Source organism: Arthrobacter sp. MMS24-T111, from assembly GCF_054888995.1.
On the sequence record NZ_JBTZRO010000001.1, the window covers coordinates 780,170 to 804,675 of the forward strand.

At 65.8% G+C, this 24,506-nt stretch carries 16 protein-coding genes, 2 rRNA genes and 1 pseudogene; 6 read left to right on the forward strand and 13 right to left on the reverse strand.

The genetic code is table 11. The annotated features are described in order from the left end of the window. The first annotated feature begins 29 nt into the window (after window positions 1-29). Complete coding sequence (locus ACX5I6_RS03520) at window positions 30-1,172, forward strand: PrpF domain-containing protein (RefSeq protein ID WP_285248007.1); 1,143 nt, start codon at window positions 30-32, stop codon at window positions 1,170-1,172. A 56-nt stretch (window positions 1,173-1,228) separates the two neighbouring features. Next, the gene (gene dctA, locus ACX5I6_RS03525) at window positions 1,229-2,539 is read left to right on the forward strand and encodes a C4-dicarboxylate transporter DctA (RefSeq protein WP_461839484.1); all 1,311 of its coding nucleotides are present in this window, start codon (window positions 1,229-1,231) and stop codon (window positions 2,537-2,539) included. Between the two features lie 226 nt (window positions 2,540-2,765). Here dctA and ACX5I6_RS03530 read toward each other — a convergent pair whose 3' ends face one another. Genes ACX5I6_RS03530 through ACX5I6_RS03560 form a run of 7 tightly spaced genes read right to left on the reverse strand, consistent with a single transcriptional unit; the run spans window position 2,766 to window position 9,118 of the window. After that, window positions 2,766-2,945: a hypothetical protein gene (locus tag ACX5I6_RS03530; protein ID WP_461839485.1), complete on the reverse strand. Its 180-nt coding sequence runs from the start codon at window positions 2,943-2,945 to the stop codon at window positions 2,766-2,768. Then, the gene (locus ACX5I6_RS03535) at window positions 2,945-4,318 is read right to left on the reverse strand and encodes an NtaA/DmoA family FMN-dependent monooxygenase (RefSeq protein WP_461839486.1); all 1,374 of its coding nucleotides are present in this window, start codon (window positions 4,316-4,318) and stop codon (window positions 2,945-2,947) included. The genes ACX5I6_RS03530 and ACX5I6_RS03535 overlap by 1 nt, the downstream gene beginning before the upstream one ends. A 9-nt stretch (window positions 4,319-4,327) precedes the next feature. Further along, complete coding sequence (locus tag ACX5I6_RS03540) at window positions 4,328-5,386, reverse strand: LLM class flavin-dependent oxidoreductase (RefSeq protein WP_461839487.1); 1,059 nt, start codon at window positions 5,384-5,386, stop codon at window positions 4,328-4,330. Next, window positions 5,383-6,219 carry a DUF1684 domain-containing protein gene (locus ACX5I6_RS03545; RefSeq protein ID WP_461839488.1) on the reverse strand — a complete coding sequence of 279 codons (837 nt, stop codon included), beginning with the start codon at window positions 6,217-6,219 and terminating at the stop codon, window positions 5,383-5,385. Before ACX5I6_RS03545 ends, ACX5I6_RS03540 begins: the two co-directional genes overlap by 4 nt. Further along, the gene (locus tag ACX5I6_RS03550) at window positions 6,216-7,256 is read right to left on the reverse strand and encodes a transporter substrate-binding domain-containing protein (RefSeq protein ID WP_461839489.1); all 1,041 of its coding nucleotides are present in this window, start codon (window positions 7,254-7,256) and stop codon (window positions 6,216-6,218) included. Before ACX5I6_RS03550 ends, ACX5I6_RS03545 begins: the two co-directional genes overlap by 4 nt. A 9-nt stretch (window positions 7,257-7,265) precedes the next feature. After that, window positions 7,266-8,075, reverse strand: a complete 810-nt coding sequence (locus ACX5I6_RS03555) for an amino acid ABC transporter ATP-binding protein (protein WP_018763852.1) — start codon at window positions 8,073-8,075, stop codon at window positions 7,266-7,268. Continuing rightward, window positions 8,075-9,118, reverse strand: coding sequence for an amino acid ABC transporter permease (locus ACX5I6_RS03560; protein ID WP_461839490.1), 1,044 nt, complete (start codon window positions 9,116-9,118; stop codon window positions 8,075-8,077). Before ACX5I6_RS03560 ends, ACX5I6_RS03555 begins: the two co-directional genes overlap by 1 nt. Before the next feature lie 283 nt (window positions 9,119-9,401). Between ACX5I6_RS03560 and ACX5I6_RS03565 the strand changes: the two genes are divergently transcribed. From ACX5I6_RS03565 to ACX5I6_RS03580, 4 genes are all read left to right on the forward strand, one after another. Beyond that, the gene (locus tag ACX5I6_RS03565; RefSeq protein WP_461839491.1) at window positions 9,402-11,369 is read left to right on the forward strand and encodes an FAD/NAD(P)-binding protein; all 1,968 of its coding nucleotides are present in this window, start codon (window positions 9,402-9,404) and stop codon (window positions 11,367-11,369) included. A 20-nt stretch (window positions 11,370-11,389) separates the two neighbouring features. After that, window positions 11,390-11,929 (forward strand): GNAT family N-acetyltransferase, encoded by a 540-nt coding sequence (locus ACX5I6_RS03570; RefSeq protein WP_461839492.1) that lies wholly within the window; start codon window positions 11,390-11,392, stop codon window positions 11,927-11,929. Window positions 11,930-11,978: 49 nt separating this feature from the next. Next, the gene (locus tag ACX5I6_RS03575; protein WP_461839493.1) at window positions 11,979-13,688 is read left to right on the forward strand and encodes a helicase HerA-like domain-containing protein; all 1,710 of its coding nucleotides are present in this window, start codon (window positions 11,979-11,981) and stop codon (window positions 13,686-13,688) included. A 193-nt stretch (window positions 13,689-13,881) separates the two neighbouring features. Beyond that, a complete protein-coding gene (locus tag ACX5I6_RS03580) occupies window positions 13,882-14,874 on the forward strand; it encodes a hypothetical protein (RefSeq protein ID WP_461839494.1) in 993 nt (330 codons plus the stop codon). Between the two features lie 130 nt (window positions 14,875-15,004). Here the strand turns inward: ACX5I6_RS03580 and ACX5I6_RS03585 are convergent, their stop codons facing one another. The 6 genes and pseudogenes from ACX5I6_RS03585 to ACX5I6_RS03610 all read right to left on the reverse strand — a co-directional run bounded on the left by ACX5I6_RS03585 (window position 15,005) and on the right by ACX5I6_RS03610 (window position 24,291). Next, the gene (locus ACX5I6_RS03585; protein WP_461839495.1) at window positions 15,005-15,823 is read right to left on the reverse strand and encodes a DUF559 domain-containing protein; all 819 of its coding nucleotides are present in this window, start codon (window positions 15,821-15,823) and stop codon (window positions 15,005-15,007) included. A 220-nt stretch (window positions 15,824-16,043) separates the two neighbouring features. Beyond that, complete coding sequence (locus ACX5I6_RS03590) at window positions 16,044-18,053, reverse strand: NHL domain-containing thioredoxin family protein (RefSeq protein ID WP_461839496.1); 2,010 nt, start codon at window positions 18,051-18,053, stop codon at window positions 16,044-16,046. Then, a pseudogene (locus ACX5I6_RS03595) lies at window positions 18,053-20,210 on the reverse strand (cytochrome c oxidase assembly protein). Before ACX5I6_RS03595 ends, ACX5I6_RS03590 begins: the two are co-directional and overlap by 1 nt. A 114-nt stretch (window positions 20,211-20,324) precedes the next feature. Next, window positions 20,325-20,609, reverse strand: coding sequence for an HU family DNA-binding protein (locus tag ACX5I6_RS03600; protein ID WP_011693739.1), 285 nt, complete (start codon window positions 20,607-20,609; stop codon window positions 20,325-20,327). A 247-nt stretch (window positions 20,610-20,856) separates the two neighbouring features. Continuing rightward, a 5S ribosomal RNA gene (gene rrf, locus ACX5I6_RS03605) occupies window positions 20,857-20,973 on the reverse strand. A 192-nt stretch (window positions 20,974-21,165) separates the two neighbouring features. Continuing rightward, window positions 21,166-24,291: ribosomal RNA gene (locus ACX5I6_RS03610) — 23S ribosomal RNA — on the reverse strand. Window positions 24,292-24,506 lie beyond the last annotated feature (215 nt).

Sequence of the window (24,506 nt, forward strand, 5' to 3'; positions counted from 1 at the left end):
GCACCTGCAAGTTACGAGGGAGAAATACAGTGGGACTCAAAGGACATTGGTACCGGGGCGGCACCAGCAAGTGCTGGCTCTTCGATGCCAGGGACGTGGCCCTCCACGCCCCCACCCGCGAGGAAATCCCCGCGCTGCTGTCCGCCGCTTTCGGTGCAGCGGATGCGCGGCAGCTGGACGGCGTCGGCGGCGGAACGTCCACCACGTCGAAGGCCGCGGTCATCTGGGCCACCCCTGGCGCCGAGGCAGACCTCGACTACCTTTTCGCCCAGGTGGGGATCGGTGACCCCACCGTGGAGCTGGGGTCCAACTGCGGCAACTGCGCCACCGCCATTGCCCTGTTCGCAGTCCAGACGGGCATCGTTCCGGCCAGGGACGGCATGACCAAGGTCCGCATGCGCCACGTCACCTCCGGCGCCGTGCTCAGCGGAGCGGTTCCAACTCCCGGCGGCCACATTCCCAAATCGGGGCTGGCGCGGGTTCCGGGCAGCAGCGCCGCCGGTGTTCCCGTCAGCCTCTCGTTCCACGGCCCCTGGGGCCAGAACACCGGCGCACTCCTGCCCACCGGCAACCCGGTGGACCAGCTTGAGGTCAACGGCAGGATCCTGGATGCAACGATGGTGGACGCCGGCGCCCCTGCCGTACTCCTCGCAGCCGACCAGTCCGGCGTCGACCTTTCCTCGATGACGGAGAACCTCTCCGCGCAGCTGCCCACCCTCATTGCGGCACGTGCATCAGCAGGCCTGATCATGGGGCTGCGCAAGCCTGAGGATCCGCCGCAGAACGCTGTCCCGAAAGTCGGGGTTGTGGCGCCTGCCGGGGACTACATCGCCGCGGACGGAACCACCATCACCGCCGGAAGCCACGACGTGCGGGTGCGGATGCTGTCCATGCTCGCGCCCCACCCGGCCATCGGCCTCACCTCAGCCGTGGCAGTGGCCCTCGCAGCCTCGCAGCCGTCGTCGGTGGTAGCCAACGCAGCAGCCCAATCATCCTCCGCCGGCACCGGAGCCCCCCGCTTGCTGCGGATCGGGACACCCGCCGGCGTGATCACCGCCGACATCATCACCGATGACTCCGGCACCGTCAGCGAAGTGGCCCTCCACCGGGCAGCCCGCCACATCGCCACCGCAGATATCGACGTGGCCCCGGCCGCCGAGCTGTCCGCCTAAAACCCCTATTTCTTTGCCCCATCATTAAGGGGCCGCACCAACCAGGAAGTTGTTCAATGAAGATCAAATCCATCCTCGGACACCTGTATGTCCAGGTACTTATCGGAGTCGCCCTCGGCGTCGTCGTGGGCGCACTGTGGCCGGACCTCGGTGCATCGCTCAAGCCCATCGGCGACGGCTTCGTGAAACTCGTGAAGTTCATGATCGCGCCCATCGTGTTCTGCACCATCGTCGGAGGCATCACTTCACTGCGGGACACCAGGAAGGTCGGCCCCACCCTGGTCCGCTCGCTTGGCCTCTTCTACGCACTGACGGCACTCGCCCTCGCTTTGGGCCTGGCCTCCGTGATGCTGTTCCAGCCCGGCGCCGGCATGCACATCGATCCCACGCACCTGGACTCCTCGGTGGCGCAGAAGTACACCACGCAGCTGCCCAGCAGCAACCCCGTGGACTTCATCCTCAGCATCATCCCCACCACCTTCGTTGGCGCCTTCGCCGACGGTGAAGTCCTGCCCGTGCTGGTCATTGCACTGCTGTGCGGCTTCGCCTTCAGCAAGCTCGGAGCACCGGGCCAGCTGGCACTGAACGTGGTCAACAGCTTCAACAAGCTGCTCTTCATCATGTTCGGCTACATCATGAAGGTGGCTCCGCTGGGCGCCTTCGGGGCGATGGCCTTCACCGTTGGCAAGTACGGCGCCCACTCCATCGGCAACCTCGGCATGCTGATCCTTGCCTTCTACGCCGCCTGCATCGTCTTCGTGGTGGTGGGCCTGGGCATCCTGGCCAGGGTGACCGGCTTCAGCCTCTGGCAGATCCTGCGCTACTTCAAGGACGAATTCCTGATCGTCCTTGCCACGTCCTCCAGCGAACCGGTCCTGCCGCGCCTGCTGTCCAAGCTCGAACGGATCGGCTGCGACCGCAGCGTCGTAGGACTCGTGGTCCCCACCGGTTACTCCTTCAACCTCACCGGAACGGCCATCTACCTCACCCTCGCCTCCATGTTCATCGCCCAGGCCTGCGACATCCACCTCAGCTGGGGCCAGATCCTGCTGATGCTCGGCATGATGCTGCTGACCTCCAAGGGCGCGGCCGGCGTCACAGGCAGTGGCTTCGTGGCCCTGGTGGCCACCCTGACGGTCATGCCCACCCTGCCGGTGGCCGGCGTGGCCCTCATCGTTGGCATCGACCGGTTCATGAGCGAGGCCCGCGCCCTCACCAGCACGGTCTGCAACATCGTCTCCTGCGTGGCAATCGCCAAATGGCAGGGCGAACTGGACATGGGCAAGCTCCGCTCCGAACTCCAGGCGGGCTTCGTGCCCACCGAGGCGGAAAAGGTCCAGCTGGCCGAACCGGCCCTGGCCCACTAACCGGCCGCCAAGCCACCACCCCAGTGTTTGCCCGGGACCCGGAAGGGGTCCCGGGCAAATCCCTGAGCGGGGTACTACTGCACAAACCCCCACGGAAAGGATCCGCAAATGAGCCAGCGACAAACGGAGCAGGACACTGCAGAAGACTGCGATGAAGGCACCTGCTTCTACTGCCAAAGCCCGGAAACCGACTAGCACCCAAGGACAGGCAGGGAGGTGGCAGGCCCTACACCCACTGCTCCCATACCGTCAGCTTGAGGGCGGTGACGGACGAACCAGCCACCACGGCACCAGCCCCCGCGGAAGGTTCGACGACGGCACCCGCCCTGCCGCCGTCGTCGTCCCGTCCGGCAAAACCAGCCTTCCAATTAAAGCCAGCCCAGCGGGCAAAACCGGCCCAGCGCATCAGGCGCGGACCGCCGCGGCCGCCTCATCGGCGGTACGCACGGGCGTTTCCAGCCCCAGGTGCTCGCGGAGCGTGCTGCCCCGGTACTCGGTGGGGTACACGCCGCGTTCCTGGAGTTCGGGGACCAGGTGGTTCACGATGTCGTCCAGGCCGGTGGGAATCAGCCACGGGGAAATGTTGAACCCGTCCACGGCCCCCACCCGCGCGTACTCGGCCAGGTGATCGGCCACGGCCGTGTAGGAGCCGGTGAACGTGGAATCGATCCGCGCGGTCTTCGAGGTGACGAACTGCCGGATGGACAGCCCCTTGTCCTTGGCCTCCGCCCGCCACTGGTCCGCCAGCTGCCGGGCCTTGGCGCCATGGAAACCGCTGCCCCGGGTTTCAGACGTTTCCTCCACCACCGGATCGATCTCCGGCAGGGGGCCGTCCGGATCGTAGGAGGACAGCTCGCGGCCCCAGAACTGCTCCAGGTAGGCAATGGCCTGTTGCGGGCCGATCTGTAGGCTGCGCACCCATTCCTTCTTCTCCGCGGCTTCGGCGGCAGTGGGCGCCAGGATGAACTCGCTGGCCGGCATGATCTGCACGGCGTTGGCGCCACGGCCGGCGGCCACGGACCGCTCCACCAGGTCCTTCCGGAACTCCACGGCGTCGTCGAACTTGGGGTGGGCGGAGAAGATCACGTCCGCCTGCCGGGCTGCGAAGTTGCGGCCCTCCGGCGAATCGCCGGCCTGGAACAGCACCGGCCGGTACTGGGCGCTGCGCGGCAGCCGGGGTGTGACGTCCACCGTGTAGTGCTGCCCCTGATGCAGCACCCGGCGGGATGGGCCGTCCGGCGTCTCCCACGAGTCCCAGATCCGTTTGGCCGTCTCCACGAATGCTTCGGCGTGCTTGTACCGGTCGGCGTGGTCCAGGTAGCCGCCGCGGCGGAAGTTCGCTCCGGTCCAGGCATTGTCAGTGGTCACGATGTTCCACGCCGCACGGCCACCCGAGATCAGGTCCAGGGAGGCGAGCCGGTGCGCCAGGTCGGCGGGATCGTTGTAGGTAGTGTTCTGGGTGGCCACCAGGCCGATGTTCGTGGTCACCGACGCCAAGGAGGCGAGCATGGTCTGCGCATCCGGCCTGCCCACCACGTCCAGCGCGTGCGGGCGGCCCAGGTGCTCCCGCAGGCGCAGCCCCTCGCCCAGGAAGAATGCGGAGAACAGGCCCCGCTCCGCGGTCTGGGCGATGCGGCGGAACGATTCGAAGTCCGTCTGCGAACCCGATTCAGGTGCCTTCCAGATGGTGCCCGAGTTGACGCCCTGGAAGAAGACCCCGAACTGGATCTGGCCGCTCGGAGTGAAGATGTCGGATGTAGCACGGGTGTGCTGTGTCATGGTTTTACCTTACTTTCCGGCGCCGGCAGGCGCAGCGGCGGCGGTTGCATAGCGGCTGGCCGGGCGCTCCAGGCCGAGCAGGTCGCGGAAGGTTCCGCCCTGCGCCACCGGGCGGAGTGCTCCGCGGCGCCGCAGTTCCGGAAGGACCAGCCGGCCCAGTTCCTCCACGTCAACAAAGAGCGACGCCGGGTGCAGCCGCACGCCGTCGGCCTCCTTTAGAAGGTCGGCGAGGAAGTCGGTGAGGCCGGCCGCAGAACCTGCGAAAGCCGCCCGGCCGCCGTCGAACGATTCGTCCCGCGCAGCCGCGTCCTGGCCGCGGGCGTCCAGGACGACGTCGAGCTCGGCGACCACGGCAACGCCGGCACCCACCCGGGCCCGGACGTCGCGGACCTCGGCGGCCAGCAGTTCCGCTGCGGGCGCGGACACCAGCACGGCATCCACCGCGTCCGCCCGGACTTCGCCGAGCAGGGACGCGGGAACCAGCACCGGCAACTGCCCCTGGAGCGGCCGCGGAATGATGGATGGCCCCTTGACCGAATAGTTGGCGCCGGCAAAATCGGCAGGCGTCTGGAAATCGACGTAGTGCAGCTTGTCCACATCGATGTACCGGCCGGTGGCGACATCGCGGATCACGGCGTCGTCTTCCCATGAATCCCACAGCCGGCGGGACACCTCGATGGAGGCGGCCGCTTCCTGCCCCAGCGCCTCGCCGGTGACGGCGGAACGGCCGACGGCGGCAGCCGCCCCAGGTGCGTCGGCGGCGGTGGCGATCCACCCGGCCCGGCCGCCGGACACGTAGTCCAGGCTGGCCAGCTGGGTGGAGACGTGGAAGGGCTCGGTGTAGACGGTGTCCACCTCCGGGACCAGCGCAATGGCGTGCGTCACCGGCCCCGCGAAGGCTGCCCGCTGCAGGGCGTTGGCCCGGCCGGGAACCGGCGCGTCGGTGAAGGTGGCAGCGTGGAAGCCGGCCGACTCTGCCGACAGCACGGCGCGGGCAAGGTCCGCACCGTCCCAGCCGGCGCCGTCGAGCTCAATCGCCAGGAAGCCCGGCTTTTCAAAGGTAGTCACTGCTGATCCTGACGTTCGTAGGGAATCTTTTCGCCGGCTTCGATGGCCACGGGCAGGCGGTTTTCGGCTGGCGGCAGCGGGCAGGTGGCCAGGTCCGTGTAGGCGCACGGCAGGTTCACGGCCCGGTTGAAGTCCAGCACCACGGATCCGTCCACGGCGGGCACCACCGAGAGGGAGCGGTTGGCCGCGTAGGTGGTCTTGCCGGAGGTCTGGTCGGTGAACAGCACGGACAGGGAGCCGGGCGCGTGGCCGTTGAACGCGGTCAGCGCCAGCTCCTGGCCGGCCAGCTTGAAGCGGATCTCGCCGGGCGCCTCGTAGACATGCTGGATGCCTTCCACGGCCGCACCCACGGTGGTGGGCCGCGGCGCCTCGAACGGCACGAACGTCCCGCGGACGGCATACGCGGCATCCGGGGAGTAGGCGGGTGTGCCCTGGTAGGCCTGCAAGAGCGGGTTTTCGGGATGACGCGGCCGCACGATGTACTCGCCGCCCCGCTTGGCCAGTTCAATGACGGTCTCGCCGGAGACCAGGTTGATGCCGCCGCGCTCTTCGACAGGCCCGAACTCCAGCGATGCGCCGGATTCGGTGTTCAGCTCCGTGCCGTCCTGCTGCAGGCTGTCACCCGGCTCCAAAAGGACGCGGACGACGTCGGCCGCCACGCTCCAGGTGCCCGGGGCGCCTTCCAGCCGGGCGGGTTCGCTGCCCAGCCAGTGCAGGTGGGTCACCGCCAGGAAGCCGTGCGGGTGGGCGCGGTGCTGTTCGTGGGCGGCGTGCCATTCCTGCCAGTCGGTGTCGAAGGACTCGAGGGCGGTTTCAGTGTGTACGGCGTTCATGAGGCCTTCCCGGAAGGAGTTGCAGCGGATTGGGTGGCCGCGAAATTCTCATCGGTGATGGTCTTGGATTCGGGCAGGGCTTCCTCGGACAGGCCCCAGCGCTCCAGCACTTTGCCGTAGGAGCCGTCCTTGATGGCCGAGTTGAGGGCCTCGGAGATGACCGGCGCCAGGCCGTTACCGCGCAGGGTGGTGGCTGCCACCAGGGTTTCGGACGGCCAGCCTGCGTTCACTTTGCCCACCACCTTCAGGTCGTCCCGGGTGTTTTCCCGGTACACGGTGGACGGGTAGGGGGCGATGTTAAGGTCCGTCCGGCCGGAGGAGAGCGCCAGGATGGTGTCGGCGTCGGACGAGTAGTACTGCAGCGTGGCCGGGGCCTTGCCCTTGGCCTCCAGTTCCTTGTTCCAGGCCAGCAGGATCTTCTCCTGGTTGGTGCCGGACCCCACGGAGACCTTCAGGCCGGAGATATCGTCCGCGCCCTTGATGTCATAGGTGGCCGACTTCTTGGCCTCGAAGCCCATGTACGCGGCGCGGTAGCTGGCGAAGTCGAACAGTTTCACCCGGTCCTTGTTCACGCCCACGTTGGAGAAGACGGCCTCAAAGTCGCCGGACTGGGTCTTCAGCGGCCAGTTCTCCCAGGACGTGACCTGCACGTCCAGCTCCAGGCCCAGTTTGTCCGCCACCAGCTGGGCAATGTCCAGCTCGGAGCCGATCGGCGTCTTGTCGTTCGTGGCGTGGAAGGACAGCGGGATGGAACCGGCCGTGGTGGCCACCGTCAGCTTGCCGTCCTTGCTGATCAGGGCGGGAACCTTGGCGGCGAGCGCCGGGTCCTTCTCCGCGCGGATCCGTTGCTGGTCCGGGGACGTGTTGTAGACCACGCCGTTGCGGGCCGCCGTCGTCTGCGCGCCGCCGCTGGGGTTGCCGGCGGCCGAGGCGCCGGGATCGGCGCACCCTGCCAGCGCGGCGGTGCCAAGGAGGACGACGGCGGGAAGCACCGCGAGCGCGCGGCTGCGGCGGAGGCCGCGGGTGGAGAAAGCCATGGGAGGTCCTTAGATGTTGAAGGCCGGTTCCAGCACCTTGGAGAAGAAGCTCCGGGTGCGCGGTTCCTGGGGGTTGCTGAAAATTTCCTTGGGGGTGCCCTGTTCCACGATCTGGCCCTGGTCCATGAACACCACGGTGTCCGCCACGTCGCGGGCGAAGCCCATCTCATGGGTGACGATGATCAGCGTGGTGCCGGACGTGGCGAGTTCGCGGATGACGTCCAGCACTTCGTTGACCAGCTCGGGGTCCAGTGCGGAGGTGGGCTCGTCGAACAGCAGAATCTTGGGATCCAGGGCCAGGGCACGGGCAATGGCGACTCGCTGCTGCTGGCCACCGGAGAGCTGGCGGGGATAGGCACCGGCCCGGTCCTTGAGCCCCACCCGGTCCAGGAGTTCCAGGCCGCGGCGGCGGGCGTCCTCCTTGGACCGCCCCTGGGCCACGACCGGGGCTTCCGCCACGTTCTCCAGGGCAGTGAGGTGCGGGAACAGGTTGAAGTTCTGGAACACCATGCCGATGTCGGTGCGCTGCTTCAGGATCTCCTTTTCGCGCAGCTCGTGCAGCCGGTCGCCACGGAGTTTGTAGCCCACCAGCTGTCCGTCGATGGTGATGTGGCCGCCGTCCACCTTTTCCAGGTGGTTGATGGTGCGCAGCAGGGTGGATTTGCCGGAGCCGGAGGGGCCCACGATCACGGCCACCCCGCCCGGTTCCACGGTGAGGCTGACGCCTTTGAGGACTTCCGTGGGGCCGAAGGATTTGCGCACGCCGGTGATTTCCACCAGGCCGCGGGTGGCTGTGGGGGCGGTGAGGGTGTCAGTCATCAGGGGTTCCTCCGGTTGGGCACTGCCGCGTGGGTGGCGAAGAATTTGCGGGCCTTCTGCAGGGGCGTCAGCGGCAGGTTCCGCACCGCGCCCTTGGAGTAGTGGCGTTCGATGTAGTACTGGAAGACGCTCAGCACGGAGGTGATCACGATGTACCAGAGCGTGGCCACCAGCAGCAGCGGCAGGACCTGCTGGGTGCGGTTGTAGATGACCTGGACCGTGTAGAACAGCTCCGAGTAGGCCAGGACGTAGACGATCGAGGTGCCCTTGACCAGGCCGATGATCTCGTTGAAGGCGGTGGGCAGGATGGCGCGCATGGCCTGCGGCAGCACGATCCGGGTGGAGCGGCGCCAGGCGGGGATGCCCAGTGCGGCCGCCGCCTCCAGCTGGCCCTGGTCCACGGACAGGATGCCGCCGCGGATAATCTCCGCGGAGTAGGCGGCCTGGTTCAGGGTCAGGCCCAGGACGGCTGCGGCGAACTGGCTGATCAGCGTGGTGGTCTGCACTTCGAAGAACCGGACATCGGTGAACGGGACACCTAAGCTGATCTTTTCGTACAGGTAGCCCAGGTTGTACCAGAGGAGCATCTGGACCAGCAGCGGCGTGGACCGGAAGATCCAGGAGAACGTCCAGGACACCGAGACCAGCAGGGGCGAGGCCGAGAGCCGCATCAGCGCCAGGATGAAGCCCAGCACGAACCCGAGGACACCTGAGATCGCCGTCAGCTTTAGTGTTTCCACCAGGCCGTTGACCACGGACTGGGCGGTGAACCACTGGGCCACAACCCCCCATTCCCAGCGCGGGTTGGTGGCCAGCGACCATGCCACGGCCAGGACACCGAGCGCGACGACGGCAGTCCCCACCCAGCGCCACGGATGCTTGGCGGCCACCACGCGATAGGACGAGTAGTCCTTTGCCACCCGGGGCGCCGCCTCCGTGGCGGAGCCGCCGGCGCCGGATGTGCCTGTTCCTGCCGGCGGCGCTTCCGCCGCCGGTACCGGCTGCGACTGTTGGGACTGCGCCACCCCTGTTGCTGAACTCATGCGCCACCTCGCTTCTCGTGCTGGGTTTTCCTTGTGGGCCGCTGCCCGTCGATACGGGGCGTGGCGGCCGGTGCTGGCTGCAAATCTAGGACCGGCCGGAACGGGCCAGCAAGGCGGCAGGTTGCAATACTTCACGGGACTTCGCACGGCGTCATGCGTCGGTTTTTTGCGTCCCTTAACGCGCTGTGACGCGGCGTTAACGGCCGTGACCAGGCGCTCGACCGGCGTCGTCACGGCTGCCTAGCATGGGCAATCAACCCAGCCCCGGCCGTCAGGAGTACCCATGCCAGACACCATCCCGGCCATCGTCTTCATTGGCGGCGGACCGCGCACGGCGGGCGTGCTCGAACGGATCGCGGCCAACCGGCCGGACGTCTTCGCCGGCCCGCTGCAGCTCCATGTGGTGGAACCGCACATCCCGGGTTCCGGCCGCATCTGGCGGTACGACCAGGACCCGGGCCTCCTGCTTAACTCCATGGCCGCGGACATCACCATGTTCACCGACGATTCCGTGGACTGCGCCGGTCCCTCGGCACCCGGTCCTGGCCTGGCCGAATGGGCCGCGGGCGTGCTGGATGCCTCCATCATCGACGTCCCGGACTTTCCGCAGCCCCTGTGGGACCAGCTCCGGGCCCTCACCGGCACCACGTTTCCCACCCGCCGGCTGCAGAGCCAGTACCTCGAATGGTTCTTCCGCCGCGCCGCCAAATCGCTGGGCCGCAGCGTCACCGTGCACCGCACCACGGCCGTTGGCATCACGCCCCGGCCCGGCGGCGGGCACGACGTCGAGCTGGGCAACGGCCGCACCCTGCACGCGGATATCGTGGTGACGGCGCTGGGCCACACGGATTCCCGCCCGGACGCCGTGTCCGCGGAGTTCTCGGACTTCGCCGCCCGGCACGGCGGCTACCACGCGGCACCCAGCTACACCACCGACGTCGACTACTCCCCCATCGCCCCTGGACAGGACGTGATCGTGTCCGGGATGGGCCTGGCCTTCGTGGACCTGCTGGTCCTGCTCATGGAGGGCCGCGGCGGCAGGTTCCAGGAAACGCCCGACGGCGGGCTCCGCTACCTTCCGTCCGGGCGCGAACCACGGCTGTGGGCCGGCTCCCGCCGGGGCGTGCCCTACCACTCCAAGATTTCCGCAGCCCTTCGCGGACAGGCGCCGGGGCCGCTGCACTTCTTCACGAAAGCCGCGGTGGACTCCTTGCTGGTGCGCCAGGGGGAACTGGACTTCCGCCGGGACCTGTGGCCGCTCATCGCCAAGGAAGCCGGCTACTGCTATTACCGCGAGCTCCTGACGGGCAGCCCCGAACGTGCCGCCATGGGGTGGAGCGAGTTCGCCGCCCGGTACGCGGAGCTGGACTGGTACAGCGGCGGGCGCGAATCGCTGGTTGCCGCCGCGGTCCCCGACCCAGAACTGCATCTGGACCTGGAGCGGCTGGACCGGCCCTTCGACGGCCGGGCCTTCACGGGCCACCAGGACGTGCAGGACGCCGTGGCCGGCTACATCGAACACGACCTGGCCCTGCGTGACAGCCCGGACCATCCGGAGACGCACGCGCTGTTCCTGGCCCTGCTGCACGTATATATGGAAGTGGGCCGGGTGGTTCCGCCGGAGCGGTTGAACGCGCGCTCCCAGCACGTGGTCCACGGCTGGTGGCACGGCTTCTTCAGCTTCGTCGATTCCGGACCCCCGCCGCACCGGTTGCGCCAGATGCTCGCACTGCACCGGGCCGGCCTGCTGCAGTTCCTGGGCCCGGGCCTGGACGTGACCGCCGACGAGACCACAGGGACCTTCGTCGCCACATCGCGGCAGTCCGGGGTCACGGTGCCAGCCACGGCACTGATCGAGGCACGGCTCCCGGCCACATCCGTGGCCCGCTCGCTCAACCCGGTGCTCACCTCGCTGCACCGAACCGGTTTGGGCAGCGAACAGCAGCTGCTGACCTCGGACGGCATCCACTCCACCGGAAAACTGCTGGTCTCGGCCCGGCACCAGCTGGTGGATTCCGGCGGCGCACCCCAGCCCACCCTCTTCGCAGTGGGCCCGGGAACCTCCGGGTGGGGCGCCGGCGCCTTCGCCCGCCCGCACACCAACGCCGCACCGTTCCGGGAAAATGACGCCTTGGCCCGGACCGTCCTCGCAGCTGCCCGGGACCTGGCCGGCGCGTCCGCCCCGGCTCCCGAAGAACCGGTAGTTTCAGTACCAGCAACTCCCCAGCCAGCCGCCGTCGGAAAGACCTGATCCGTGACAAGGAATGACCAGTGACCGCAGAACCCGGCCTCCGTCCCAGGCCCCTGGACCCCAACGCCCTGACTGTCCTCAGCCTGCCCATGCACGATCTCCGTGTCCGCCCGCTCCTGGACGAGCTCGCCGTCGAATATGACACCCGCTACGGGGACCTGTTTGGCCGCGGCGCCGCGGCCGAGGAACTGAACCGCTACCCGGCGGCCGAATTCGAGGGCCCCCATGGCGCCCTCCTGGTGATCCAGGAAAATGGCGAGTCGATCGCCGGCGGCGCGTTCCGCCGGTACGACCCCGCCACGGCGGAACTGAAACGGATCTGGACCCACTCGGCCCACCGCCGTCGCGGGCTGGCCCGCGTGGTGCTCGCCGAACTCGAGGCCCTGGCGGCCGCCCGAGGCTACACCAGGCTGTACCTCACCACCGGGCCACGGCAGCCGGAGGCCAAGCACCTCTACCTGAACACCGGTTACCAGGCGCAGTTCGACCTTGCGGCGGACCCGGAAACCATCGGGCCCCTGGCGTTCACCAAGGACCTGCCCGCAGGGCCGCTGAACTGACCGGGCGGGTACCGTCCCATCCGGGGCAGCCCGCCGCTAAGCTAACGCCATGGCCACGAAAACCACAGCAGAGAAGCTTGCCACCATCCAGCAGGGCTACACGCTGGAAGGTGCCACCATCGAGCTGGGGGCCGCCATCATCGACGGCGAACTCCACAAGGACGCGCCGGTGCGGCTGCCGCTGGCCATGATGAACAGGCACGGACTGGTGGCCGGCGCCACCGGTACGGGCAAGACCGTCACGCTGCACATGATGGCCGAACAGCTGTCCACCGCCGGCGTCCCCGTCTTCCTGGCCGACATCAAAGGCGACCTCTCCGGGTTGGCGACAGCCGCCGTCGGGAGCGACAAACTGACCGCCCGCACCCAAAGCATCGGCCAGCCCTGGGCGGGGAAGGCGTTTCCGGTGGAATTCCTGGCGCTCGGCGGGGACGGCAACGGTGTCCCGGTCCGCGCCACGGTCACCTCCTTCGGTCCGGTCCTGCTCGCCCGGATCATGGAGCTGAACGACACCCAGGAATCCAGCCTGCAGCTGGTCTTCTATTTCGCGGACAAGAACGGCCTGGAGCTCATCGACCTGAAGGACCTGCGTGCCGTCATCCAGTTCCTCACCTCGGACGAGGGCAAGGACAAGCTGGAGGAACTCGGTGGCCTGTCCAAGGCCACTGCCGGGGTGATCCTGCGCGAACTCGTGAACCTGGAGGCGCAGGGGCTGGAGAAGTTCTTCGGTGAGCCGGAATTCAATACCGCCGAGCTCCTCCGCACTGCTCCGGACGGTCGCGGTGTGGTCACCTGCCTGGAACTGCCCACCCTGCAGACCAAGCCCATGCTGTTCTCCACCTTCCTCATGTGGCTGCTGGCGGACCTGTTCGAGGACCTGCCCGAGGCCGGCGACCTGGACAAACCCAAGCTCGTGTTCTTCCTCGACGAGGCCCACCTGCTCTTCAACGGCGCTTCCAAAGCTTTCCTGGACGCCATCACCACCACGGTCCGGCTGATCCGGTCCAAAGGCGTGGGGATCTTCTTCGTCACCCAGACCCCCAAGGACGTGCCCGCCGACGTCCTGGGCCAGCTGGCCAACCGGGTCCAGCATGCCCTGCGCGCCTTCACCCCCGAGGACGCCAAGGCGCTCAAGGCCACGGTGTCCACCTTCCCGGTCAGCGACTACGACCTTGAGGAAATCCTGACCTCGGCCGGAATCGGCGAGGCCGTTATCACCGTCATGAATGAGAAGGGGGCGCCCACGCCCGTTGCCCTCACCCGGCTCCGCGCGCCGGAATCCGTGATGGGTCCTGCCGAGGACGCGCTGGTGCGGAGCACGGTGGCCGGCTCGGCGCTGCTGGGCAAGTACGGGACGGCCGTGGACAACCCGTCCGCCTACGAAAAGCTCACCGGCAAAGGGGCGGCACCCACCGGCCCGGCCGCGCCGGAACCGTCCGCCGGGATGCCGGGGGGCCAGTCCGCGCCGGCGGCCTACGACGTTGACGCCGAGGCCCGCCGGATCGAGGAGGAGATCCTGGGCCGGCCCAGCAGCCGGCCCGCGCCAACCCCGGCCCCAGCAACCCGCGCTCCCCGGCCGCCCGCCGAGCCCCAGCCTCAACCCGAGCCCGGCGGCATGATGGGGGACCTGGGCGGTGTGCTCGGCGGCGCCCTGGGTGGCGGCCTGAAGAGCATGGCGCGGTCCATGGGCACCCAGTTGGGACGCGAACTGCTCCGCGGCGTGTTCGGCACCTCTTCCACCCGGCGCCGCCGCCGCTGACTCCGCTGCGCCGCTCAGTCCGGTGCTCTGCTGCCGCCTGGCCGCCGGTACGCGCTGCGCGCCGACGTCAGGCCCCACCCGCTGACCCTGCCGGCCCCCGCCGTCGGGCCTTATCGGTGTCCCGCCCGCCGGATTAGGGGGGACACCAACTTTAGAGTGCGTCCGCACTGCCGTTACTGTAAGAAACGTGCAGATGAGTCAAGCGTTGGTGAGGATCGCGGCCGGATGGCTGCTGGGCCTCATGCTTGCCATCGCCGGAGCCGTCGTGGCCATCAATATCGTCAACAACACCGTGGCCAGTCCGCAGCAGCCGGTCAGGGAGTACCTGGACGCACTCAGGAGCGGTGACGGCGGACGGGCGCTGGGCATCCTGCGCGCCACTGTCCCGCCCGGCAACGCCGCGATGCTTGACGGCAGCGGGCTGCAGACGGCCGCGTCCCGGCTGTCCAACGTCGACGTCGGCGATCCCGAGGAACGCCCCGGCAACCAGGTGATGGTGCCCCTGGAGTACACGATCGACGGCAGCCGGCTCCGCACCGAGTTCCTGCTGCAGAAGACCGGCACCGAGTGGCTTTTCTTCAACACCTGGGCTTTTGTCCCGTCCCGGCTGCCAACCGTGGACATGACCGTGGTTAACGGCAACGAGGCCACCGTCAACGGCGTTCCGGTGAACATGCCGGGCGGCCGCAACTCCTTTGCCGTCTTCTATCCCGGCGAGTACGAGGCATCCCTGAACGGGCAGTACTTCTCGGCGCCCGCCACCCGCGCCACCGTCACCTCCAAGGACTCCCCGGTGGCTCCGCTGAACCTGTTGACCCAGGCCACGGACAAGCTGAAGAACGATGTTGCGGCCAAGGTCCGTGAATTCCTTGACGGCTGCGCGGCAGAGGCGGTCAAGGAACAGAAGCTCCAGCCGGATTGCCCCTTCTACTACGCCAGCAACAACAGGGTCCAGGACGGCAGCATCAAGTGGACCGTGACCGAGTACCCGGGCGTATCGGTGGAACCGTTCGACGGCCGCTGGGTGGTGGCACCGCTGGACGGCAAGGCCAAGGTGGAGGCGCTCCAGCAGAATGCCTTTACCGGGGCCTGGTATCCCCTGGATGCGGAGGTGGACTTCAGCTTCACCACCCGTCTGGACGTAGCCGGTGACACCGTCAAGGTCATCCCGATGCTGAGCTTCTAGGCCCCTCCCCTACCCGCCGCGTCACGCCAGGCACGCTTTCAACAGTGGCACATGACGCAGCCCCTGGGTTTGCGGGGCTGCGTCCGCTCAGGGAACGCAAAAACCTGCTCCGCGTGACACCACCGGCAAGTTAGCGCCGCCGCCGCAGCACAGTCAGCACCTGCTCCACCATCGCCTGCGGCCCGTACACCACGTCGGCGTAGTAGTAGCGAAGGGCTGTATATCCCTGGAGGACCGACTCATTGTTTCGGCGATGATCCCTTTGAACCTGTTTCCACTCCGCGTGCTGCCTCCCGTCCAGTTCAACGACCAGCCATCCGTCCAGCAGCAGGTCCACATACCCCACCCGCTCCAGGTACACCTGCGGCTGCACCTGGATTCCCGCCTGCCGGAAGTATGTGCGTGCCAGCGTCTCGAGGAGGGAATCCGCCCCGCGATCCACCCAGTCCAGGACCGCCCTGGCCTTTCCGTTGCGTTTTCCCGGCAAGCGCTGGCGCAGGAAATCAACGGTCATGTCGCCGCGGGTTACGGCGCACTCCACCATGACCAGCGATCCCGCGAAAGACAGGCATCGAAGCGCGTGGATCAGAACATCAGCCAGGGCGGCCACAGGCTGGACCCGGGAGGGTGGCAGGAGGAGCCCTGAATGATGGATTGCATCGCCACTGACCACCTCCTGCCGGCGGTGGTAGACGTGGCGTTTTCCGTCCGAGGGCAGTGACCACAGGCTATATGCCGTCGCAGCACTGGAACAGGTCAACAACTCCCGGTTTCGCAGCACGGCAACCAAGTCCGGAGGCGCCGTCGGAAGCGCATACAGACCCCGGTCCGGTTGCAGGACCCCCGCCCGTACTGCCCTCCGAAGGGCGGCGTCATCCACTCCCAGTCTGGCCAGGGCGGGCCTTCGCGCGGCTCCGCCGCAGACTTCCAAGGCTCTGAGGGCATCCACCCGGCCATGGTGCCCGGCTTCTGAGGGCCGCCCATACCCCGGCGCCGCCCTATGTGGACAGCGGAGGACCCGGCCAGCGTCACGCAGAGCACGCTTTCAGGGCCGGCGGTCTGCGAAAAGCCCGGAATTCCGGGACGGCCACCATGCCGGGAACGCGAAAGGCTGCCTCCCGTGACGCGGAGTCACAAGGAAGCAGCCTTTCAGCAAACCAGAGGCAGTATCAGTCCATTCCGCGGAGGTCCAGGACCAGCTCGGTGTCGCCGTCGGCCTGCAGGACCACCGGGATACCCCAGTCCTGCTGGTAGAGGTGGCAGGCTGCGTGGTCGGGGATCTCGCCGTCCTCGGTCTCGGGTCCGTCGCAGGCCGCGGCACGGGCGGTAATGTGCAGCACGCCTTCCGGGACGTCGGGCGACAACTCAAGGGTGCGCAGCAGCCCCACGGACGTCCCGCCGCCGGAGACCAACAGCTCGGGCGGGGTGGAGGAGATCTTCAGCTGGGTGGGGTCTCCCCACCTGTCATCGAGCTTCTGCCCGGTGGGAGCCGTGAAGCGGACCGTCAGTTCCAGCGGGCCCGAGGCCACGGGGCTCTTGGGCCGCTGGGTCTGGGATGCGCCTTCATCCACCTGCTGCGCTTCCTTGGGAATGGGAACGTACACCAGCTGGTGCTTGTTGGCCTCCACCACCACCAGCAGCGGCTCCGAGCCGGCGGACTGCGTGTGGTCCACGATCACGTCGGAGGGCTCAGCGAGGCCACGTGCCAGCGTGGACACCGTGCCGGACGCGGGGTCGTACCGGCGCACGGCCCCGTTGTAGGTATCCGCAATGGCCACGGAACCGTCGGGCAGGACGGTCACGCCCAGCGGGTGCTGCAGCCGGGCCTCGGCGGCGGGACCGTCGCGGAAACCGAAGTCGAACAGGCCCTTGCCGACGGCGGATTCAACCGTCACCGAACCCTCCTCGCCAACGACCAGCTTGCGGATCGCGGACGTTTCGGAGTCCGCAACCCAGATGTTGCCGTCGGCGTCCTCGGCCAGGCCGGAGGACTGGGCGAACCAGGCTTCGTGGGCCGGACCATCCAGCAGTCCTTCCAGCCCATTGCCCGCCACGATGGACACGGCACCGGTCACGGGATCGAAGCTGAAGATCTGGTGTGTTCCGGCCATCGCCACCACCACCGCGTTCAGTTTGCGCGACCAGACAACGTCCCACGGTGAGCTCAGCGAGACCTCAAGGGGGTGCCCGCCCAGGCGTCCGGTGAAACCGGCTGCCTCCTTGTCCACCCGCGCGGGCCCGGTCTCCAGCAGGCGCTGGATGCCGTTGCCGGCCAGCGTGGAAGCTTTGCCGGAGCTGAGGGACAGTCCGCGGAGGCGGTGGTTCACGGAGTCTGCAATAACGACGTCGTACCCGGCCTTGGCTGCCACGTCTTCCGGGAGGAGCACCAGGCCCTGCGGCTCGTTGAACCGGGCGGTGGCATCGTCACCGGCGGCCGGACCGTCGGCGTGGCCCTTGGTGCCGGAGCCGAAGGTGGCCAGGACAGTCGTGAAGTCCGTACCGAGCTCCACCAGGCGGTGATGCCCGGTGTCGGTGACCAGCCAGGAACCCTTGGCGGCGGCATCCGGGGAGCTGCCGCCGTCGGGTGTTCCCGCCACGGCCGCGGAGCCGCGGCCCGGCGGCAGGAACAACGCCTTGCCCGGGAAGCGCAGCGTGCCGGAGGTCGCCTCGGGCGCCACGTACGGGCCGGAACCCCGGTGGAGGGTGCCCTTGGCCTCGTGTTCGGCGATGAGCTCGGGGATCAGGACCGCCAGCCCGTCCGCATGGCCCTCGCCGGACAGGTGCGCCACGATGTAGCCCTCGGGGTCGATGACCACCAGGGTGGGCCAGGCACGGGCGGTGTAGGCCTTCCAGGTGTCCAGCTCGGGATCGTCCAGGACGGGGTGGTGGATCTCGTACCGCTCAACGGCGGCGGCCAGCGCCACCGGATCCGCTTCATGCTCGAACTTGGGCGAGTGGACCCCCACGGTGACCAGGACATCCGAGTACTGCTCTTCCAGCGGCCGCAGCTCATCCAGGACGTGCAGGCAGTTGATGCAGCAGAAGGTCCAGAAGTCCAGCAGCACGATCTTTCCGCGCAGGGCTTCGAGGTCCAGGCTCTTGCCGCCGGTGTTCAACCAGTTGCGGCCCACCAGTTCGGAGGCCCGGACCCGGGCGTGCGTGCGTACGGTTTCGCTCATCAGCGTCCTTCCAGCTTGTTGCGGTCAGCCAGCTTGGCGTCGCGTTCAGCCAATTTGGCAAACATATCGTTGTAAGCAGCCAGATCGGCGTCGTTATTCCTGTCCGCCGCCCGGTCCACGCGTTTTGTCTCGCGCTGGTCCGACCTTGACCACATGATGGCGACGCCGATTGCCACCAGGAGTGTGGGCACCTCGCCGATGCCCCAGGCCACAGCCCCGCCTGCTTGCTGGTCACCGAGGGCGGAGGGCCCCCAGGCGCGCCCGAGGTTGCCAAAGTAATCCGCCGCCAGCAGACCGGTGCCACCCATGATGGAGACGCCGAAGAAGGCATGGAACCCCATGGTCGCCAGGAGCAGGAGGAGGCGCATGGGGTAGGGCGCCCTGCGCGGCAGGGGGTCGGTGCCGATCATGGTCAGCACGAAAATGTAGCCGGTGAGCAGGAAGTGCAGGTTCATCAGTTCGTGGCCCACATGCTCGCGCATCGCGTACCCGAACAGGTCCGAGTAGTAGAACACCACGATCGAGCCGGCAAAGTTGGCGGCGGCGAACAACGGATGCGTCACCAATTGGGAGAACTTCGAATGCACGAAGACCATCAGCCACTCGCGCGCACCCCGGGAGCCGTCACTGCGGGCGGGCAGGGCCCGCAAGGCAAGTGTCACCGGCGCGCCGAGCACCAGGAAGATCGGTGCCACCATGGTCAGGGCCATATGGTCCACCATGTGTGCGGAAAAGAGGACTCGGCCATAGACCGACGGCGGCCCGGACGTTATGTACGTCAGCACAACCAGGCCGATGACCCAGTTCACGGAACGGAACCACTGCCAGCTGTCGCCCCGGCGGCGGACCTTTGCCACGCCTAGGAAGTAGGACACCAGGCCGAAGAGGGCCACGGCAACCCAGAGCCAGTCCAGGCGCCACTCGGTCAGCCAGCGTTCCGGCGTAAGTTCCGGGGAGCTCATAGCCGCTGAGGATGAAGGCCGGGGAAGCGTCCGGCGCCAGCGTGGTGGGCTGCGGCGGGGCGGACCGGCCCAACGCCACGGCGATGCCGGAGGTGGCGCCCATAACCAGCAGCTCGGCCAGGATCAGCTGCCACAGCACCCGCCGGGAGGACATGGCGGCGCCCTTGCGGCCGAGCTGCGGGATAACCCACTGGCGGTGCATGAAGCCAATGCCGCCCAGCACCACGGCCCCAGCCGTCTTCGCCAGGATCAGCTGGCCGTACGCCGATCCTAAGAGGTCCGCCCAGCTGGTCACGCGGATGCTGGCGTTGATGATGCCGGAGGCGAAAACCAGCACGAAGGCGAAGCCTGCCAGCGTGGAGAAGCGGCGGAGCGTCGGTTCGGTGATATCGGCTGCCGTGCCGGCCTTGGGTCCGGTGAGGATGCCGGACAGCATTGCCAGGATAATGATGCCGCCCACCCAGGCGCTCACGCCCACCAAGTGCAGGCCCAGCGAGTTGATGGCACCTTCGTGGTCTGAGGAACTTGACGAGTGCCCGATCAGGGCTGCCGGGACCAGGCCGATGAGGGCCAGGATGAGGGTGAGGAACAGGCCGCCGGTGGACCTGACGCCAAAGAGCGCGGTTGTCACTACGGCGGCGATGATGGTGACGGCGAGCCACGCCCGGCCCGTTTCGATGTCCGTCATGAAGTACACCAAGGCTTGGGTGAACGCGGGGTCCCCGGAGAGCCCCTGCCCCGCAACATCGGCGTAGGTGAGGACAAGGACAGCAATGGCGGACAGCGTCCACACTGCGCCCGCTGCGGCTGCCACGGCCAGGACACGGGTGAAGGCTGGGTGCTCGGGGCCTGCATCCCGGGATGTTTCTCGGTCGCGGCCGCGGGCGTTGAGGTTCTTGGGCAGGATGCCGACGGCGAAAATCAGGCCGCCGACGACGGTGGCCAGGGACACGTTGTGGATGGCCTTGCTGATGGGAAGGCCCCACCGGACCAAGGCGCCGGGATCCGCGACGCTGCGGGCTGCTGCCGCGCCGGAGAAGAGCAGTGCTACCGTGAGGCCCAGGATGAGGGCTGCCAGTCCCGCCAGTTGCCAGGGCAACGGAATGCCACGGAGCCCGGTGTCCCGGACCGGAGCTCCCTTGCCAGGTTCGGACTGGGGCGCGGTGGAACGGGGTTTTGCGGCAGAAGACACCATCCCATTGTCCGCTACGCCTGCCCGGGCGGCGAATCCGGCTTAAAGCCAAGGAGCGGCAACCCATGGGGTTGCCGCTCCTTTCCAGCCGGCTGCGTGCCGGACAGGGAGAATGCTCTACTTCTTGGAGACAGCAGCCTTCAGCTTGGAGCCGGCGGTCAGCTTGACGCTGTGGCCTGCTGCGATCTGGATGGTTTCGCCGGTCTGCGGGTTGCGGCCGGTGCGAGCGGCACGGTCGGTGCGCTCTACGGCGAGCCAGCCCGGGATGGTGATCTTCTCGCCGGCGGCAACAGAAGTCTCGAAAACCTCGAACAGAGCGTCGAGGACGGAGTTGACGGCAGCCTGGCTGGTGCCGGCCTTGCCAGCTACCTCTGCAACAAGTTCACTACGGTTCTTAGCCATTTATGTCCTCCTGGACGGTTCTTGATTCTGAAGCCTGCACGCGGCATGCGCGCAAGCCACTGTTCGAAAACTTACCAGCTTGGGACGTTCCGATCCGCAAATTCCGCGTGTTTCCGCGACTTTTTGAGGTTAATCACCGAATTCGGAGGCTATATCCACCCCTCACCGGGCGTGGTGGGGTTGTGGTGGTGGTGTTAAGTGTGGGAGGCCCCAACCATGGTGGTTGGGGCCTCGACCAGTGGTGTGTGTCCGGCGGTGTCCTACTCTCCCACACCCTCCCGGGTGCAGTACCATCGGCGCTGTGGGTCTTAGCTTCCGGGTTCGGAATGGGACCGGGCGTTTCCCCCACGCTATGACCGCCGTAACCTTGTTACCCGTTCCTCCGTTTTGCGGGGTGGGAAGTCTGTGGTTACAACATCTACCATCCCTTTTTGTTGGGGTGGTTGTGGTGTTGCTGTATTCAGTTGTTGGTTCCGTGCCGTATCAAACCCCGGGTGTTGGGGGTTGTTGGTTGGGAACCACATAGTGGACGCAAGCAGAATTTGTATGTATCTGTGTGGTGTAAGTTGTTGGCCTATTAGTACCGGTCAGCTTCACGAGTCGTTAGTCCTCGCTTCCACATCCGGCCTATCAACCCAGTGGTCTGGCTGGGGGCCTCTCACACATAAAGTGTATGGAAATCTCATCTTGAAGCGAGCTTCCCGCTTAGATGCTTTCAGCGGTTATCCCATCCGAACGTAGCTAATCAGCGGTGCACTTGGCAGTACAACTGACACACCAGAGGTTCGTCCGTCCCGGTCCTCTCGTACTAAGGACAGCCCTTCTCAAATTTCCTGCGCGCGCAGCGGATAGGGACCGAACTGTCTCACGACGTTCTAAACCCAGCTCGCGTACCGCTTTAATGGGCGAACAGCCCAACCCTTGGGACCTACTCCAGCCCCAGGATGCGACGAGCCGACATCGAGGTGCCAAACCATGCCGTCGATATGGACTCTTGGGCAAGATCAGCCTGTTATCCCCGAGGTACCTTTTATCCGTTGAGCGACGGCCATTCCACAATGTACCGCCGGATCACTAGTCCCGACTTTCGTCCCTGCTCGAGATGTCTCTCTCACAGTCAAGCTCCCTTGTGCACTTACACTCGACACCTGATTGCCAACCAGGCTGAGGGAACCTTTGGGCGCCTCCGTTACTTTTTAGGAGGCAACCGCCCCAGTTAAACTACCCATCAGGCACTGTCCCTGACCCGGATTACGGGCCGAAGTTAGATGTCCAAAGTGACCAGAGTGGTATTTCAACGATGACTCCACCCGAACTGGCGTCCGGGCTTCAACGTCTCCCACCTATCCTACACAAGCCACTCCGAACACCAATACCAAACTATAGTAAAGGTCTCGGGGTCTTTCCGTCCTGCTGCGCGTAACGAGCATCTTTACTCGTACTGCAATTTCGCCGAGTTTATGGTTGAGACAGCGGGGAAGTCGTTACTCCATTCGTGCAGGTCGGAACTTACCCGACAAGGAATTTCGCTACCTTAGGATGGTTATAGTTACCACCGCCGTTTACTGGGGCTTAAATTCTCAGCTTCGCCGTGAGGCTAACCGGTCCTCTTAACCTTCCAGCACCGGGCAGGAGTCAGTCCGTATACATCGTCTTGCGACTTCGCACGGACCTGTGTTTTTAGTAAACAGTCGCTTCCCCCTGGTCTCTGCGGCCCCGATCCCCTCCACACCGCGAAGGTGTATCAAGGTTGGGGCCCCCCTTCTCCCGAAGTTACGGGGGCATTTTGCCGAGTTCCTTAACCATAATTCTCTCGATCGCCTTAGTATTCTCTACCTGATCACCTGTGTCGGTTTGGGGTACGGGCGGCTAAAACCTCGCGTCGATGCTTTTCTCGGCAGCATAGGATCACCAAATCCCCCCAAACGGGGGTCCCATCAGATCTCAGGCACCATGAGTGGCGGATTTGCCTACCACTCGCCCTACATCCTTAGACCGGGACAACCATCGCCCGGCTCGGCTACCTTCCTGCGTCACACCTGTTAATACGCTTGCCTCCCAGGATCAGGTCCCGCGCTCCACCAAAACCCTTCACCCACAAGGGGTGTCAGGCAGGTCTCGGGCGGTTAGTATCCCCTGTTCAACATGGACGGTTTTTCGCCGGTACGGGAATATCAACCCGTTGTCCATCGACTACGCCTGTCGGCCTCGCCTTAGGTCCCGACTTACCCAGGGCAGATTAGCTTGACCCTGGAACCCTTGATCATTCGGCGGACGGGTTTCTCACCCGTCTTTCGCTACTCATGCCTGCATTCTCACTCGTGTAGGCTCCACCGCTGGTTTACACCGCGACTTCACCGCCCACACGACGCTCCCCTACCCATCCAAACACCTGAACCACGAAGGCTTAGCCAATGCTTGAATGCCACAACTTCGGCGGTGTACTTGAGCCCCGCTACATTGTCGGCGCGGAATCACTTGACCAGTGAGCTATTACGCACTCTTTAAGGGTGGCTGCTTCTAAGCCAACCTCCTGGTTGTCTGGGCAACTCCACATCCTTTCCCACTTAGCACACGCTTAGGGGCCTTAGTTGGTGGTCTGGGCTGTTTCCCTCTCGACTATGAAGCTTATCCCCCACAGTCTCACTGCTGCGCTCTCACTTACCGGCATTCGGAGTTTGGCTGACGTCAGTAACCTTGTAGGGCCCATTAGCCATCCAGTAGCTCTACCTCCAGCAAGAAACACGCAACGCTGCACCTAAATGCATTTCGGGGAGAACCAGCTATCACGAAGTTTGATTGGCCTTTCACCCCTACCCACAGCTCATCCCCTCCATTTTCAACTGAAGTGGGTTCGGTCCTCCACGACGTCTTACCGTCGCTTCAACCTGGCCATGGGTAGATCACTTCGCTTCGGGTCTAGATCACGCCACTGCAACGCCCTATTCAGACTCGCTTTCGCTACGGCTGCCCCACACGGGTTAACCTCGCGACGTAACACTAACTCGCAGGCTCATTCTTCAAAAGGCACGCCGTCACAACTACAAGGCTGCTCCGACGGATTGTAAGCACACGGTTTCAGGTACTGTTTCACTCCCCTCCCGGGGTACTTTTCACCTTTCCCTCACGGTACTGGTCCGCTATCGGTCATTAGGGAGTATTTAGGCTTATCAGGTGGTCCTGACAGATTCGCACGGGATTTCTCGGGCCCCGTACTACTTGGGATACTCTCACAGGCGGCACAAACACATTACGGTTACGGGACTAACACCCTCTCTGGCCGGCCTTTCAAAACCGTTCACCTATGCGCGCACATCACACCCCACCAGCCCGGCAGAACTGGTATGGAAAGTCCCACAACCCCGACCATGCAACGCCCGCCGGCTATCACACATGGAACGGTTTAGCCTGATCCGCGTTCGCTCGCCACTACTAACGGAATCACTATTGTTTTCTCTTCCTGCGGGTACTGAGATGTTTCACTTCCCCGCGTTCCCCCCACGCACCCTATGTGTTCAGGTACGGGTCACCAAGTCACTCGCGCGCTCGGCGGGGTTTCCCCATTCGGACACCCTGGGATCACAGTCCGGTTATCGACTCCCCCAGGCTTATCGCAGATTCCTACGTCCTTCTTCGGCTCCTAATGCCAAGGCATCCACCGTGTGCTCTTAAAAACTTGACCACAAAGATCAAAAAAATTTCTCGAGAGAACCACAGAAACCAACCACACCCCAACACCCACGAAGGGCATCAACAGCGCAGCCAGATCCAGGTTCATATTCTTGGAAATTGCTTCTTATACAAGATGCTCGCGTCCACTATGTAGTTCTCAAACAACAACCCCAAACCACACACCCCACACACCACGCCCACAACAGCAGACGCACCCATGCATGA

Coding starts and splice junctions, on each gene's coding strand:
- dctA (WP_461839484.1), top strand. CDS start 1,229: ATGAAGATCAAATCCATCCTCGGACACCTGTATGTCCAGGTACTTATC.
- ACX5I6_RS03590 (WP_461839496.1), bottom strand. CDS start 18,053: ATGAGCGAAACCGTACGCACGCACGCCCGGGTCCGGGCCTCCGAACTG.
- ACX5I6_RS03575 (WP_461839493.1), top strand. CDS start 11,979: ATGGCCACGAAAACCACAGCAGAGAAGCTTGCCACCATCCAGCAGGGC.
- ACX5I6_RS03550 (WP_461839489.1), bottom strand. CDS start 7,256: ATGGCTTTCTCCACCCGCGGCCTCCGCCGCAGCCGCGCGCTCGCGGTG.
- ACX5I6_RS03530 (WP_461839485.1), bottom strand. CDS start 2,945: ATGCGCTGGGCCGGTTTTGCCCGCTGGGCTGGCTTTAATTGGAAGGCT.
- ACX5I6_RS03555 (WP_018763852.1), bottom strand. CDS start 8,075: ATGACTGACACCCTCACCGCCCCCACAGCCACCCGCGGCCTGGTGGAA.
- ACX5I6_RS03560 (WP_461839490.1), bottom strand. CDS start 9,118: ATGAGTTCAGCAACAGGGGTGGCGCAGTCCCAACAGTCGCAGCCGGTA.
- ACX5I6_RS03600 (WP_011693739.1), bottom strand. CDS start 20,609: ATGGCTAAGAACCGTAGTGAACTTGTTGCAGAGGTAGCTGGCAAGGCC.
- ACX5I6_RS03580 (WP_461839494.1), top strand. CDS start 13,882: ATGAGTCAAGCGTTGGTGAGGATCGCGGCCGGATGGCTGCTGGGCCTC.
- ACX5I6_RS03545 (WP_461839488.1), bottom strand. CDS start 6,219: ATGAACGCCGTACACACTGAAACCGCCCTCGAGTCCTTCGACACCGAC.
- ACX5I6_RS03535 (WP_461839486.1), bottom strand. CDS start 4,318: ATGACACAGCACACCCGTGCTACATCCGACATCTTCACTCCGAGCGGC.
- ACX5I6_RS03565 (WP_461839491.1), top strand. CDS start 9,402: ATGCCAGACACCATCCCGGCCATCGTCTTCATTGGCGGCGGACCGCGC.